Source organism: Streptomyces sp. NPDC007808 (assembly GCF_042868655.1).
Classification (GTDB): domain Bacteria; phylum Actinomycetota; class Actinomycetes; order Streptomycetales; family Streptomycetaceae; genus Streptomyces.
Map to the genome: position 1 here is coordinate 361,160 of NZ_JBIAEQ010000010.1, position 12,812 is coordinate 373,971.

Sequence of the window (12,812 nt, forward strand, 5' to 3'; positions counted from 1 at the left end):
GCCGGAGGCGAAGGCGTCACCCGCTCTCGGCCACCCATCCCTGGCGGCGCAGCACGGCCGACACGTCCGGTGCCTCGTAGTGCTCCCCCTTGAGCACCTTGCCGTCGGACCGGCGGGCGACCTGGCCGTCGGGGCCCAGCTTGGTCATGTTGGAGCGGTGGATCTCGGAGAGTACGGCGTCCAGGTCGATCCCGTGGACCAGGGCCGTGCCGTACGCCACGTAGACCACGTCCGCCAGTTCGTGCGCCAGCTTGTCGAGCGGGCCGGTGACGCAGACCTCGGCGACCTCCGCCGCCTCCTCGGCGAGCAGTTCGCCCCGGTGCGCGGCGAGCTCAGGGGAGACCCGGGTGGGCGTGGTGCGGGCGTCGAGCCCGAAGGCCAGGTGGAACTCACGGACGAGGTCGGCGGGCGAGGAACTCATGCGCCGACTGTAGCGGCCGGGTACGACAGTGCCCGTGCCGCGGGCGCCCGGTGCCGGGGGCCGCCCGCTCCCCCGGCTGTCTCTGTGACCCCTGCCCTGGTCAGCACCCCGCACCGGCTGGCAGGATCTCGCCCATGTCCAAGGCACTCACCCGTATCACCGGACGCCGGGCCCTGCAGGGCGCGGCCGCCGGGTTCGTCGCCTTGGGACTGCTCCTGTGGTGGCTGCTTCCCCTGGGAGAGGAGCCGCCGAGCGGGACGATCACGTTCAGCACGGGCACGCGCGCGGGGGTGTACCAGGAGTACGGCGAACGGCTGCGCAAGGAGCTCGCCAAGGACATGCCCCAGCTGAAGGTGCGGCTGCTGACGAGTGACGGGTCGCAGGAGAACGTCGAGCGCGTGGCGACGGGACAGGCCGACTTCACGATCGCCGCCGCCGACGCGGTGGACACCTTCAAGATCGGCGGCCGACCCGTCACCGACGAGCTGCGCGGTGTCGCCCGCCTGTACGACGACTACGTGCAGCTCGTCGTACCGCCCGACTCGGACATCCGTTCCGTCGCGGACCTCAAGGGCAAGCGGGTGGCCATAGGGCTGCCCAATTCCGGCGTACGGCTGATCGCGACCCGCGTGCTGGAGGCGGCCGGCATCGACCCGGAGAAGGACATCACGCCGAGGTCCGACGGCATCGACACCGGCCCCGAGCGCCTCGGGCGTGAACTGGACGCGTTCTTCTGGTCGAGCGGGGTGCCCACGGACGGTCTGGAGGAGATCGCCAAGACCTCCTCGTTCCGGTTCGTGCCGATCGACGCCGACCTCGTCGCCAAGGTGCACGCGCAGGGCGACGCGGCCCACTTCTACCGCGCGACCAACATGCCGGAGTCGGCCTACCCCAGCGTCCAGAACGGCGACACGGTGCCGACGATCGCGGTCTCCAACCTCCTGATCACCCGCAAGGACATGGACCCGCGTCTCACCGAGTGGCTGACCCGCACGGTGATCAAGAGCCGCGACGGCATCGGCGCCCACGTCCACTCCGCGCAGCTCGTCGACCTGCGCACGGCGATCTACACCGACCCGCTGCCCCTGCACCGGGGCGCCAAGGACTACTACCGCTCGGTCAAGCCGTAGCTGCTCGGCCCCCTGGTCACCGGGGCGGCGCGGTCCTGGGCACGGTCACCGTCACCCTCAGTCCGTGCGGCTCGTGACGGCCGTACGAGATGGAGCCGCCGCACGCCGCGAGCAGTGCCCGCGAGATCGACAGCCCCAGTCCGGAGCCCTTGATGTTCTGGTGCCGGCCGCTGCGCCAGAAGCGGTCGCCGACCCGGGCGAGCTCCTCGTCCGTGAGGCCGGGGCCGCGGTCGGTGACCATGATCGTCGACGCGCTGCCGTTGGAGGTGACGGTCACCTCGACGCGCTCGTCCTCCGGCGTGAACTTGACCGCGTTGTCGATCACCGCGTCCAGCGCGCTGGACAGCGCCACCGGGTCGGTCCAGGCGGTGGTGGGCGGGCAGTTCCCCACCAGCCGTACGCCCTTGGAGTTCGCGGTCGGCGCCCAGGCGGCCACGCGCTCCGCGGTCAGCGCGCCGACGTCGGTGAGCCGCAGGTCGGCTTCGGTGTGCTCGGCCAGGGCCAGGTCGAGCAGGTCGTCCAGCACCTGGGCCAGGCGCTTGCCCTCGGTCTGGACCGACGCGATCTCCTCATTGCCCTCCGGTAGTTCGAAAGCGAGCAGTTCGATGCGCAGCAGCAGCGCCGCGAGGGGGTTGCGCAGCTGGTGCGAGGCGTCGGCGACGAAGGCGCGCTGCTGCTCCAGCACATCCTCGACGTTGTCCGCCATCTCGTTGAACGACCGGGCCAGCCTGCGGAGTTCCGGCGGACCGCTGGCCACCGCCACCCGGGATTTCAGGCGCCCGCTCGCGATCGCGTGCGTGGTGGTGTCGAGCACGCGGACCGGCTTCAGCACCCAGCCGGTCAGCCGGAGGGCGGCCCCGACGGCCACCAGCATCGCGGCCGTCAGGCCGGAGCCGATGATCAGCCAGCCGTCCAGGATCCGCGAACGCATCTGCTCGGTGGGAGAGTCCGTGACGACGACCGCGACGACGTCACCGTCCCGGATCACCGGCGAGGCGATGACGAGACGGCCGTGCTGCCAGGGCCACACCTGCTTGGGGTCATGGCTGCGCCGGCTGAGCAGCGACTCCTCGAAGGCGTCACGCACTTCACCGGTCTCGGGCAGGGACCAGGTCGCGGGTCCCTTGGTCAGGGACGTGTCGTCGGGGAGGAAGACGCCCGCCCGGATGCCGTAGACGTCGTAGTAGCTCTCAAGCTCCCTGCTCAGGATCCGCCGCTCGTCGCGGGAACCGGTCGTGGCGTCGGCGGCGGGTCGCGCGATGGCCGCGAAGTACGCCGTGTCGTCGATCCGGTCGACGACCACCTTCTGCTGCTGGGCCGCCGCGAGGCTGACGGCGAGCGGTACGCCGAGCGCGAGCAGCACGGCCGCCATCAGGACGATGAGCAGCGGGAGGAGACGAGTGCGCACCCTTGCCCGCTAAGCGGCCGGGGCGACGAGTCGGTAGCCGACGCCGCGTACGGTCTCGATCAGCGCGGGCATGCGGAGCTTGGCACGCAGGGAGGCCACATGCACCTCAAGAGTGCGCCCCGTCCCCTCCCAGCTCGTACGCCACACCTCGCTGATGATCTGCTCCCGGCGGAAGACCACGCCGGGGCGCTGGGCGAGCAGGGCGAGGAGGTCGAACTCCTTGCGCGTCAGCTGGACGACGGAACCGTCCACACTCACCTGACGGGTGGGCAGCTCGATGTGCACCGCGCCCAGACGCAGTACCCCGTCGCCTCCCGCCGTCGGGTCCTCCTGCACCTTGCGCCGGCTGACCGCGTGGATCCTGGCGAGCAGCTCTCCGGTGTCGTACGGCTTCACCACATAGTCGTCGGCTCCGAGGTTGAGGCCGTGGATGCGGGAGCGGACGTCGGAGCGGGCGGTGACCATGATGACGGGCGTACTGGTGCGCTTGCGGATCTTGCCGCACACCTCGTAGCCGTCCTGGTCGGGCAGGCCCAGGTCGAGCAGGACGACACCGAAGCCGTTGCCCTCCGGGACGAGTGCCTGAAGAGCCTCCTCGCCGCTGCGCGCGTGGGTGACGTCGAAACCGTGCCGTGCCAGGACCGCGGACAGCGCGGCGGCGACATGGTTGTCGTCCTCGACGAGGAGCAGTCTCACCCCGGCCTCCTTCGGTTCATCGGCCGTACGATTTTGGTGGATACACAGTGCGTGCACGCGCGCGCGTGCACCATGGCAGTCACGCTGATGGACGAGGACGCCGTCAAGGGGGTTCCGGCTGCTCGCGGCTTCCGTTATCCAGCCGGTACGCGCCCCGCTGTCAAGTACTACGACACGTGTCCGATTGCTATCGGATCGTGATGCTCAGATTCACCTCAGAACTAATGACGCAGGTCGGATACGGTTATTACTGTCCTCCGAAACCGAGGAGGACGGAGCCTGAGAGCGATGACCGAAGTATCGGTGGTCAAGGAAGACATGGCCGCGACCGGCGACCTGGTCGTCCTGAAGAACGTGAACAAGCACTTCGGCGCGTTGCATGTACTCCAGGACATCGATCTGACGATCGCCCGCGGTGAGGTCGTCGTGGTCATCGGACCCTCCGGGTCCGGGAAGTCCACCCTGTGCCGCACCATCAACCGCCTCGAGACGATCGACTCCGGCTCGATCGCCATCGACGGCAAGCCGCTGCCCGCGGAGGGCAAGGCGCTGGCCAAGCTGCGCGCCGACGTCGGAATGGTCTTCCAGTCCTTCAACCTTTTCGCGCACAAGACCGTGCTCGAGAACGTGATGCTGGGCCAGATCAAGGTCCGTAAGAGCGACAAGAAGAAGGCCGAGGAGAAGGCTCGTGCCCTGCTCGACCGGGTGGGTGTGGGCAGCCAGGCGGACAAGTACCCCGCACAGCTCTCCGGTGGTCAGCAGCAGCGTGTGGCCATCGCCCGGGCACTGGCCATGGACCCCAAGGTCATGCTCTTCGACGAGCCGACGTCGGCCCTCGACCCGGAGATGATCAACGAGGTCCTGGAGGTCATGCAGCAGCTCGCCCGTGACGGCATGACCATGATCGTCGTCACCCATGAAATGGGCTTCGCCCGTTCGGCCGCCAACCGGGTGGTGTTCATGGCGGACGGCAAGATCGTCGAAGAAGCTGTGCCGGACCAGTTCTTCAGCAACCCGCGCAGCGACCGCGCCAAGGACTTCCTGTCGAAGATCCTGCACCACTGACGAACACGATCCTGCACCACTGACGGACACGATCCGGTACCACTGACGGACCGCTTCACGCACCGACGACCTGCGTCACCCGTCGCTGACGGGACCGCATCTCTTCATCACACAAAGGATGTTCACCATGAAGCTCCGCAAGGTCTCCGCCGCGGCGGCCGCTGCACTCGTCCTGTCGATCACTGCTACCGCTTGTGGTGGTGACAACGGCAACGACGAGGGCGGCTCGGGTTCCGGTGGCGGTGACAAGATCAAGATCGGCATCAAGTACGACCAGCCGGGTCTGGGCCTGAAGGAGCCGGGCGGCAAGTACTCCGGCTTCGACGTGGACGTGGCGACGTACGTGGCGAAGGAGCTCGGTTACGAGCCCAACCAGATCGAGTGGGTCGAGACCAAGAGCGCCGACCGTGAGAACGCGCTGGCCCGCGGCGACGTCAAGCTCATCGCTGCCACGTACTCGATCACCGACGAGCGCAAGGAGAAGGTCGACTTCGCCGGCCCGTACTTGCTGGCCCACCAGGACCTGCTCGTCAAGACCGACTCGGACATCACCGAGGCCACCGACCTCAACGGCAAGAACCTGTGCTCGGTGACCGGCTCCACCTCGGCGCAGAACGTCAAGAACGACTTCGCGCCCAAGGCCAACCTGAAGGAGACCGGCGGCTACTCGGAGTGCATCGCCGGCCTGCAGAGCGGTGCCGTGGACGCCCTGACCACAGACGACTCGATCCTCGCCGGCTATGCCGCGCAGGAGCAGTACAAGGGCCAGTTCAAGCTCGCCGGCCTGAAGCTGAGCAACGAGAACTACGGCATCGGCGTGAAGAAGGGCGACACCGAGACCGTGAACAAGGTCAACGCCGCCCTGGAGAAGATGGTCAAGGACGGCGCCTGGGACAAGGCCGTCGCCGACAACTTCGGTCCGGCCAACTACAAGAACGAGCCCGCGCCGAAGATCGGCGTCATCGTCAAGTAGCGCAGGAATCCATCGGCGCGCCGCCGTCCACCGCGATCAGGGCGGCGGCGCGCCGCGCTATCCACGTACGCCACCCACCCGGAAGCGCGGGAGATCGTGTTCGACTTTCTTTCTGACTATGACAACCCGACCTTGTTGGGTGCCTTCTGGATGACGGTGAAGCTCACCTTCTTCTCCGGCATCGGCTCCCTGGTCTGGGGCACCCTGCTGGCCGCGATGCGGGTCAGCCCCGTCCCGCTGATGCGTGGGTTCGGCACGGCCTATGTGAACCTCGTCCGGAACATTCCTCTTACGGTCATCATCATCTTCACCTCGCTGGGCCTGGCCGACATCTTCGGTGTGACGATGGGCACCGACAACTTCCCGATCCGGGGCTTCCGCCTGGCGATCCTCGGTTTCGTCGCCTACACCGCGGCCTTCGTCTGCGAAGCGATTCGTTCCGGCATCAACACGGTGCCGCTCGGCCAGGCCGAGGCGGCCCGTGCCATCGGGTTGACCTTCAGCCAGACCCTCCGGCTCATCGTCCTGCCACAGGCGTTCCGGTCGGTCATCGGCCCGTTGGCCAACGTGTTGATCGCCCTCACCAAGAACACCACGGTGGCGGCCGCGATCGGCGTGGCCGAGGCCGCCTACCTGATGAAGGAAATGATCGAGAACGAGGCTCAGACGGTGCTCATCGGCGCGGTCTTCGCCTTCGGTTTCGTGGTACTGACACTGCCCACCGGCCTCTTCCTCGGCTGGCTGAGCAAGCGACTGGCGGTGAAGCGATGACCTCCGTTCTCTACGACGCTCCGGGACCCCGCGCCAAGCGGCGCAATGTGCTCATCTCGGTGATCTTCTTCGCCCTGCTGGCCCTGCTCGTGTGGTTCCTCTACGACACCATGGACGAAGAGGGCCAGCTGAAGTGGGCCCTGTGGAAGCCGTTCACTCAGTCGGAAGCCTGGACGACCTACCTGCTGCCGGGCCTCGCCAACACGTTGAAGGCCGCGGCCCTGGCCATGGTGATCGCCCTTCCGCTGGGCGCGTTGTTCGGTATCACGCGCCTCTCCGACCACCGATGGGTGCGGTTGCCGGCCGCCTGGGTGGTCGAGTTCTTCCGGGCGATCCCGGTCCTGCTGCTGATGCTGTTCGCCAACGAGTTCTACGACCGCTGGACGAACGTCAGCAGTGAGCAGCGGCCGCTCTACGCGGTCGTCACCGGCCTGGTGCTCTACAACGCGTCCGTCCTCGCCGAGGTCGTACGAGCCGGCATCCTCTCTCTGCCCAAGGGACAGACTGAGGCCGCCAAGGCGATCGGCCTGCGCAAGGGCCAGACGATGAACAGCATCCTGCTGCCGCAGGCCGTCACCGCCATGCTGCCGGCCATCGTCAGCCAGCTCGTGGTCATCGTGAAGGACACCGCACTGGGCGGCGTGATGATCGGCTTCACCGAGCTGCTCAACTCGCGTGCGACGCTGGCGGCCTACTACGCCAACGTCATCCCCAGCTTCATCGTGGTGGCGCTCATCTACATCGTCCTCAACTTCATCCTCACCAGCTTCGCGAGCTGGCTGGAGCAGAGGCTGCGCCGCAGCAAGAAGAGCACGGGCGCGGTCCTCAGCGCCGAGGACATGGAGGAACTGAACCCGGCGGCTGTCGGCGGCTCCTTCGGAACCGGCGGCGAGGGCGGTGGCCTCCCAGGCACCAGGACCTATACCCGATGAGCAGTCAAATAGCATGAACGCACGGAGGGCAGTGGCATGATCGCCACTGCCCTCCGTCACTTGACGCAAGCACCGGCAATGGGTTGCATACGTTCTGTGATCGTGCACCCTGCTCCAACTTTCTGTTCACTTGCGTCCCTCGGGACACCACTGCGGGCAGGGGGCGCCGCGCCGTGGACCCGGTGATCATCGTGGGAGCGGGGCCCGTCGGGCTCACGCTCGCCTTGGCGCTGGCCCGCCAGGAGGTGCCGTCCGTCGTTCTGGACGAGGGCCCCGGCAAGGACGAACCCCGCCTCGCGCGCACCGTCGTCCTGCGTGAGGACACCGCCGCCCTGATGGAGCGTCTGACAGGTACGCCGCTCACCGAAGCCGGGGTGCACTGGGCCGGATGGCGGGCGATGCGGCGCAAGCAGGTGATGCGCGAGATCACGTTCGACGACGCCTCACAGGCGCCCGGGGGCGGCGCGCGCCCCGCCCCCCTGCACATCGCCCAGCACGTCCTGACCGGCGCCCTTCGCGCGGCTCTCGCCGACGAGCCTCTCGTCAAGGTGGCCGTGGACAGCCGCCTGGATGCCGTCGAGCAGGAGCCCTCGGGCGTCACCGCTCACACTCGGGGCCCCAAGGGCACGTGGTGGCGCGGCAGCTATCTCGTCGGCTGCGACGGCACGCGTTCGACGGTGCGCAAACTCCAGGACATCCGTTTCCCCGGACGTACGGCGGTTGAGCGACACGCCGTGGCCGCCCTGCGCGCGGACCTTCCCTGGGACGGCCAGGCGTTGCTCCATCGGATGCCGCCGTGGAGAGCGTCCGGGCCTTCGGGCGGGGAAATCACGGCGCGTCCGCTCCCGGACGGGGTGTGGCGCCTCGACTGGCTGCTGCCACCGGGCAAGGATCTGGTGACGCCGGACGTGCTCGTCTCCCACATCCGGGAGACCCTCGCCGGCTGGACCGGCGGGCAGACACCGTCGTACGAGCTTCTGGACACCGGTGTGCACACGGTTCATCACCGGCTGGCCCGGCGCTGGCGCGTGGGCCGTGTCTTTCTCGCCGGGGACGCGGCGCACTGCCTCGGCGCGCTGGGCACGCACGGGCTCGACGAAGGGCTGCGGGACGCCGACAACCTCGCCTGGAAGCTGGCACCGGCCTGGCACTACGGGCCACGTGAGGCGCTGCTCGACAGCTACCAGGCGGAACGCCGCGCGGTCGTCGCCGCCCGGCTGCGCGCCGCCGACCAGGCGCTGCCACTGCTGCGAGGTGGCGGAGGGCTGCGCGCGTACGTCCCCGGCTCCACGCGGGGGCACGACGCGCTGCTGACGGACGGCCACTTGGGGCATGGAGCGATCGGTGCGCCGGGGGCGTACGCTGATTCGCCGCTGACGCCCCGCCAACTGGAGGGCGAGACCTCCGTGGACACGCCGCGCGGTGCGCAGGTCATGGACGTGCGCGTCACCGCGGAGGACGGCTCCTTCGTGCGGCTGCGGGACCGGCTCGGGCGCGGCGCGCTGCTGGTCGTGCTGATCGCGCCGGGCACGGGTGTGTGGGAGCGCAAGCACTGGGCGACCGCCGGGATCATGCCACGGCTGGCGGCCGCGGTCACGGCGCTGCCCTATCGGGCCGAGCTCCTGGTCGCGGAGAGCTATCCGGGGGCGGCCGCGCACACGGTCCTGCTGGTGCGGCCCGACGGCCACCTGGTCACGGCACTGAGTGGGGTGCGGCCGGCCGATCTGTACTCGGCTGCCGAGGCAGCGCTGGGCGGGCCGGTCGAGACGACGGCCGCAGCCACCGCGGAAGCCGGGGCCACGGCCGGGTCGCGCTGACACCGGCGTGAAGGAAGTACTCACCGTCACTGTGTGGTCCGCATAGTGACGGTGAGTTGACCGGTCCGCACCGCCATGGTGTACTCCGGATCGTGACCGACACCTATGTGCGCCTGTGGCGGAGGGTCCATATGGACCTCGTCCGCTATGCGGGCTGCGTGTGTCGTCCGTCCTGCTGAACTCGCACCCTCTTCATCCGCGCGCGCCGCGATCTCACCCTGTGCTGCCGCGCGCTCTTCGCGAACTCACTTCAGGACGGTGCCCCTTGTCTGTCCCCCATGTCTCCGTGGCCGCCTCTCAGCGGGTCTCCGCGTCGGCCGGCTCCTCGGCCGCTGCTCAGGCGTCCGCGCCGACGCAGGCGGACCTCCTCGACTTCGTACGGCGTACCGCCGCCGACGCCGAACTGATCGCCTCACTTCCCCTCGATCCCCAGGGCCGTACCTGGGTACGGCTCGATGGCCCCGGCGGCAGCGAGGCCTGGCTGATCGGCTGGCCGCCCGGGACCGGCACCGGCTGGCACGACCACGCCGACTCGGCAGGCGCCTTCGTGACGGCGGCAGGCGAGCTCAAGGAGAACTCCCTCGCCGTGCGACTGCCCTCCGACGGCTGGAAGACGCTGGAGCTGACGGACGGCGTGGACCGCGAACGCCGGCTGCCGGCCGGCAAGGGCCGCTCCTTCGGTCACCACCATGTGCACGAGGTCCTCAACGAATCAGCCGACCAGCACGCGATCTCCGTTCACGCCTACTACCCGCCCCTGCCGCAGATGCGCCGCTTCAGCCGCACCGGGCCGATCCTGCGCCTGGAACAGGTGGAGCGGCCGGAGGACTGGCAGTGAGTGGCGTGGACGACGTGACCATGACCGACGGCGTGGGCGAACGGCCCGTCGGTATCGACGAGTTGCTGGAACGGGTGCGCGCGGGCTACGGACGTATCGAAGCGCGCAGGGCGTACGAGGCCGCTCAGGCCGGTGAGGCCCTGCTGGTCGACATCCGGTACGCGGCCCTGCGCGAACGGGACGGGCTGATTCCCGAGGCCCTGGTCGTCGAGCGCAACGAACTCGAGTGGCGGCTCGACCCCCAGGGCAGCCACCGCGTCCCCGAGGCAACGAGTCATGATCTGCGGGTCGTGGTGATCTGCAACGAGGGGTACGCGTCCAGCCTGGCGGTCGAGTCGCTCCGACGACTGGGACTGCACCGGGCGACCGATCTGGTCGGGGGGTTCCAGGCTTGGCGGGCGGAGGGGCTTCCGGTGACGGGGGGAGAGTGAGGGAGGCCCCCCTTCAGCAGCCGCCCCCCTCAAGCCCTCGAACCCGGCCCCGCACGCGATGGGCGCCCCCGCGCGTCCACCGTGTCCGGCGCCGGAAACCGAGGTCACCGTCCTTGCCCCGCTCCCGGGCTTCTCAGCACGCGGTGGGCTGTCGGGATCAGTACCCCTCGTCCCCCGGGAACTCCGTGTCCTCCCCCTCTTCCTCCAGTGCCTGCCGCACCACCCGTAGGGCCATCCCCTCGGAATAGCCCTTGCGGGCGAGCATGCCCGCAAGGCGGCGCAGGCGTTTGTCGCGGTCGAGGCCGCGCGTGGCACGCAGCTTGCGCGCGACGAGTTCCCGCGCGGTCTCCTCTTCCTGCTCGGAATCCAGCTGTGCGACGGCCGCGTCGATCAGCGTGGAGTCGACGCCCTTGGTTCGCAGTTCCCGAGCGAGAGCGCGTCGGGCCAGGCCACGGCCGTGGTGCCGGGACTCCACCCAGGCGTCCGCAAACGCGCTGTCGTTGATGAGGCCGACCTCCTCGAACCGCGACAGCACCTCCTCGGCGGCGTCGTCCGGGATCTCCCGCTTGCGCAGGGCGTCCGCGAGTTGCTTCCGCGTGCGCGGGGTCCCGGTGAGCAGGCGCAGACAGATCGCCCGCGCCTGCTCCACCGGGTCCGCTGAAGGCGCCCCCGTCTCGGCCCTCGACGAGGAAGAGGCCCCTCCGTCCTCACCGGACGGCTCTGTGCGACGGCGCCGACGACGCCCGCGCGAACCGGTCGTACGGTCCGAGCCGCCCGAGGTGTTCCTGCCTTGCGTCAGGCCCGACTCGTCGCCGTACATCCCGTACGACCCGCTCCTGTCGTACGGCGCCGAGTCGTCGTTCCCCCTGTCCGTGCCATGGGCCGCGTCCCCTCCGTGAACGCCACCGTCCATGCCGGAGGAGGAAGGCCCGTGGCCGCCTCTCCCCCGCTGGTGCGGAGCGTCCGGGTGGGCGGCGTACTCGGCCCAGTCCGTTCGCCGTGTCACCGATCAGCTCTTGGCCGCCGCGGCCTTGCTCTTGGCGGCCTTGGTCGCCGCCGGCGCGGGCACTGTCTTCGCGGTGTCGTCCGGGGTGGCGGAGACCGCGGCGTCCGCGCCCGGCTCGGCAGCCGGCTCCTCCGGCCGCACGCCGACGCCCAGCTTCTCCTTGATCTTCTTCTCGATCTCGTTGGCCAGGTCGGGGTTGTCCTTCAGGAAGTTGCGCGCGTTCTCCTTTCCCTGGCCGAGCTGGTCGCCCTCGTACGTGTACCAGGCGCCGGCCTTGCGGACGAAGCCGTGCTCCACGCCCATGTCGATCAGGCCGCCCTCGCGGCTGATGCCCTGGCCGTAGAGGATGTCGAACTCGGCCTGCTTGAAGGGCGGCGCGACCTTGTTCTTGACGACCTTGCAGCGGGTGCGGTTGCCGACCGCCTCCGTGCCGTCCTTCAGGGTCTCGATGCGGCGGATGTCGATACGCACCGAGGCGTAGAACTTCAGGGCCCGGCCACCGGTGGTGGTCTCCGGCGAGCCGAACATCACGCCGATCTTCTCGCGGAGCTGGTTGATGAAGATCGCCGTGGTCTTGGACTGGTTGAGCGCGCTGGTGATCTTCCGCAGGGCCTGGCTCATCAGACGGGCCTGCAGACCGACGTGACTGTCGCCCATCTCGCCCTCGATCTCCGCTCGCGGGACGAGCGCCGCGACGGAGTCGATGACGATGAGGTCGAGTGCGCCGGAGCGGACCAGCATGTCCACGATCTCCAGCGCCTGCTCGCCGTTGTCCGGCTGGGACAGGATCAGGTTGTCGATGTCGACGCCGAGCTTCTTCGCGTACTCGGGGTCGAGGGCGTGCTCCGCGTCCACGAACGCGACCTGGCCGCCGGCCTTCTGGGCGTTCGCCACCGCGTGCAGGGTCAGGGTCGTCTTACCGGAGGACTCCGGGCCGTAGATCTCCACGACACGGCCGCGCGGCAGACCGCCGACGCCGAGGGCCACGTCGAGTGCGGTCGAGCCGGTCGGGATGACCTCGATGGGCTCCTTCGACCGCTCGCCCATGCGCATGACCGCGCCCTTGCCGAATTGCCGTTCAATCTGTGCGAGCGCGGCGTCGAGCGCCTTCTCGCGGTCGGTTCCTGCCATGGGTTCCACCCGGTTTGCTTGAGTCGATCGCTTCACGTCAAAGACGCTAACGCCTGCCACTGACAATGCGCCCCGACGCCCGTCCGGCCTGTGGATAACTCGGGCACATCCAGGTCGAAACCATGAGGAAACGCCCGCCGAGCGCCTCGCCGGAGCCTCCATAAGAATGGATGTTCGATTTTTGTGTCAAGCG

At 69.0% G+C, this 12,812-nt stretch carries 14 protein-coding genes; 9 read left to right on the forward strand and 5 right to left on the reverse strand.

Annotation, left to right across the window (positions count from 1 at the left end; all coding sequences use genetic code 11):
- Window positions 1–16: 16 nt before the first annotated feature.
- The gene (locus ACFYNL_RS34720) at window positions 17–421 is read right to left on the reverse strand and encodes a MazG nucleotide pyrophosphohydrolase domain-containing protein (protein ID WP_388810793.1); all 405 of its coding nucleotides are present in this window, start codon (window positions 419–421) and stop codon (window positions 17–19) included.
- A gap of 134 nt (window positions 422–555) precedes the next feature.
- Here ACFYNL_RS34720 and ACFYNL_RS34725 point away from each other — a divergent pair, with 134 nt between their 5' ends.
- Window positions 556–1,551 carry a TAXI family TRAP transporter solute-binding subunit gene (locus ACFYNL_RS34725; protein ID WP_388810795.1) on the forward strand — a complete coding sequence of 332 codons (996 nt, stop codon included), beginning with the start codon at window positions 556–558 and terminating at the stop codon, window positions 1,549–1,551.
- Window positions 1,552–1,567: 16 nt separating this feature from the next.
- On the opposite strand, the gene ACFYNL_RS34730 is transcribed toward ACFYNL_RS34725, so the two are convergent.
- A complete protein-coding gene (locus tag ACFYNL_RS34730; RefSeq protein ID WP_388810797.1) occupies window positions 1,568–2,959 on the reverse strand; it encodes a sensor histidine kinase in 1,392 nt (463 codons plus the stop codon).
- Between the two features lie 9 nt (window positions 2,960–2,968).
- Window positions 2,969–3,655 carry a response regulator transcription factor gene (locus ACFYNL_RS34735; protein ID WP_388810799.1) on the reverse strand — a complete coding sequence of 229 codons (687 nt, stop codon included), beginning with the start codon at window positions 3,653–3,655 and terminating at the stop codon, window positions 2,969–2,971.
- Between the two features lie 288 nt (window positions 3,656–3,943).
- Here ACFYNL_RS34735 and ACFYNL_RS34740 point away from each other — a divergent pair, with 288 nt between their 5' ends.
- From ACFYNL_RS34740 to ACFYNL_RS34775, 8 genes are all read left to right on the forward strand, one after another.
- The gene (locus ACFYNL_RS34740) at window positions 3,944–4,720 is read left to right on the forward strand and encodes an amino acid ABC transporter ATP-binding protein (RefSeq protein ID WP_388810802.1); all 777 of its coding nucleotides are present in this window, start codon (window positions 3,944–3,946) and stop codon (window positions 4,718–4,720) included.
- Between the two features lie 127 nt (window positions 4,721–4,847).
- Window positions 4,848–5,693 carry a glutamate ABC transporter substrate-binding protein gene (locus tag ACFYNL_RS34745; protein WP_388810805.1) on the forward strand — a complete coding sequence of 282 codons (846 nt, stop codon included), beginning with the start codon at window positions 4,848–4,850 and terminating at the stop codon, window positions 5,691–5,693.
- Window positions 5,694–5,789: 96 nt separating this feature from the next.
- Window positions 5,790–6,464, forward strand: coding sequence for an amino acid ABC transporter permease (locus tag ACFYNL_RS34750; RefSeq protein WP_388810807.1), 675 nt, complete (start codon window positions 5,790–5,792; stop codon window positions 6,462–6,464).
- Window positions 6,461–7,396, forward strand: coding sequence for an amino acid ABC transporter permease (locus ACFYNL_RS34755; protein ID WP_388810810.1), 936 nt, complete (start codon window positions 6,461–6,463; stop codon window positions 7,394–7,396). Before ACFYNL_RS34750 ends, ACFYNL_RS34755 begins: the two co-directional genes overlap by 4 nt.
- Before the next feature lie 173 nt (window positions 7,397–7,569).
- Window positions 7,570–9,213 carry an FAD-dependent monooxygenase gene (locus tag ACFYNL_RS34760; RefSeq protein ID WP_388810812.1) on the forward strand — a complete coding sequence of 548 codons (1,644 nt, stop codon included), beginning with the start codon at window positions 7,570–7,572 and terminating at the stop codon, window positions 9,211–9,213.
- Between the two features lie 107 nt (window positions 9,214–9,320).
- On the forward strand, window positions 9,321–9,392 hold the full coding sequence (locus ACFYNL_RS34765) for a putative leader peptide (RefSeq protein ID WP_309544753.1): 72 nt from the start codon (window positions 9,321–9,323) through the stop codon (window positions 9,390–9,392).
- 107 nt (window positions 9,393–9,499) lie between these two features.
- Complete coding sequence (locus ACFYNL_RS34770) at window positions 9,500–10,051, forward strand: cysteine dioxygenase (RefSeq protein WP_388810883.1); 552 nt, start codon at window positions 9,500–9,502, stop codon at window positions 10,049–10,051.
- A 20-nt stretch (window positions 10,052–10,071) separates the two neighbouring features.
- Window positions 10,072–10,482 carry a rhodanese-like domain-containing protein gene (locus ACFYNL_RS34775; RefSeq protein ID WP_388810886.1) on the forward strand — a complete coding sequence of 137 codons (411 nt, stop codon included), beginning with the start codon at window positions 10,072–10,074 and terminating at the stop codon, window positions 10,480–10,482.
- 157 nt (window positions 10,483–10,639) lie between these two features.
- On the opposite strand, the gene recX is transcribed toward ACFYNL_RS34775, so the two are convergent.
- Entirely contained in the window at window positions 10,640–11,488 is an 849-nt protein-coding gene (recX, locus tag ACFYNL_RS34780) for a recombination regulator RecX (protein ID WP_388810815.1), read from the reverse strand.
- Between the two features lie 3 nt (window positions 11,489–11,491).
- On the reverse strand, window positions 11,492–12,619 hold the full coding sequence (gene recA, locus ACFYNL_RS34785) for a recombinase RecA (RefSeq protein ID WP_388810817.1): 1,128 nt from the start codon (window positions 12,617–12,619) through the stop codon (window positions 11,492–11,494).
- Window positions 12,620–12,812: the final 193 nt, after the last annotated feature.

Coding starts and splice junctions, on each gene's coding strand:
- ACFYNL_RS34720 (WP_388810793.1), bottom strand. CDS start 421: ATGAGTTCCTCGCCCGCCGACCTCGTCCGTGAGTTCCACCTGGCCTTC.
- ACFYNL_RS34725 (WP_388810795.1), top strand. CDS start 556: ATGTCCAAGGCACTCACCCGTATCACCGGACGCCGGGCCCTGCAGGGC.
- ACFYNL_RS34740 (WP_388810802.1), top strand. CDS start 3,944: ATGACCGAAGTATCGGTGGTCAAGGAAGACATGGCCGCGACCGGCGAC.
- ACFYNL_RS34745 (WP_388810805.1), top strand. CDS start 4,848: ATGAAGCTCCGCAAGGTCTCCGCCGCGGCGGCCGCTGCACTCGTCCTG.
- ACFYNL_RS34755 (WP_388810810.1), top strand. CDS start 6,461: ATGACCTCCGTTCTCTACGACGCTCCGGGACCCCGCGCCAAGCGGCGC.
- ACFYNL_RS34775 (WP_388810886.1), top strand. CDS start 10,072: ATGACCGACGGCGTGGGCGAACGGCCCGTCGGTATCGACGAGTTGCTG.
- recA (WP_388810817.1), bottom strand. CDS start 12,619: ATGGCAGGAACCGACCGCGAGAAGGCGCTCGACGCCGCGCTCGCACAG.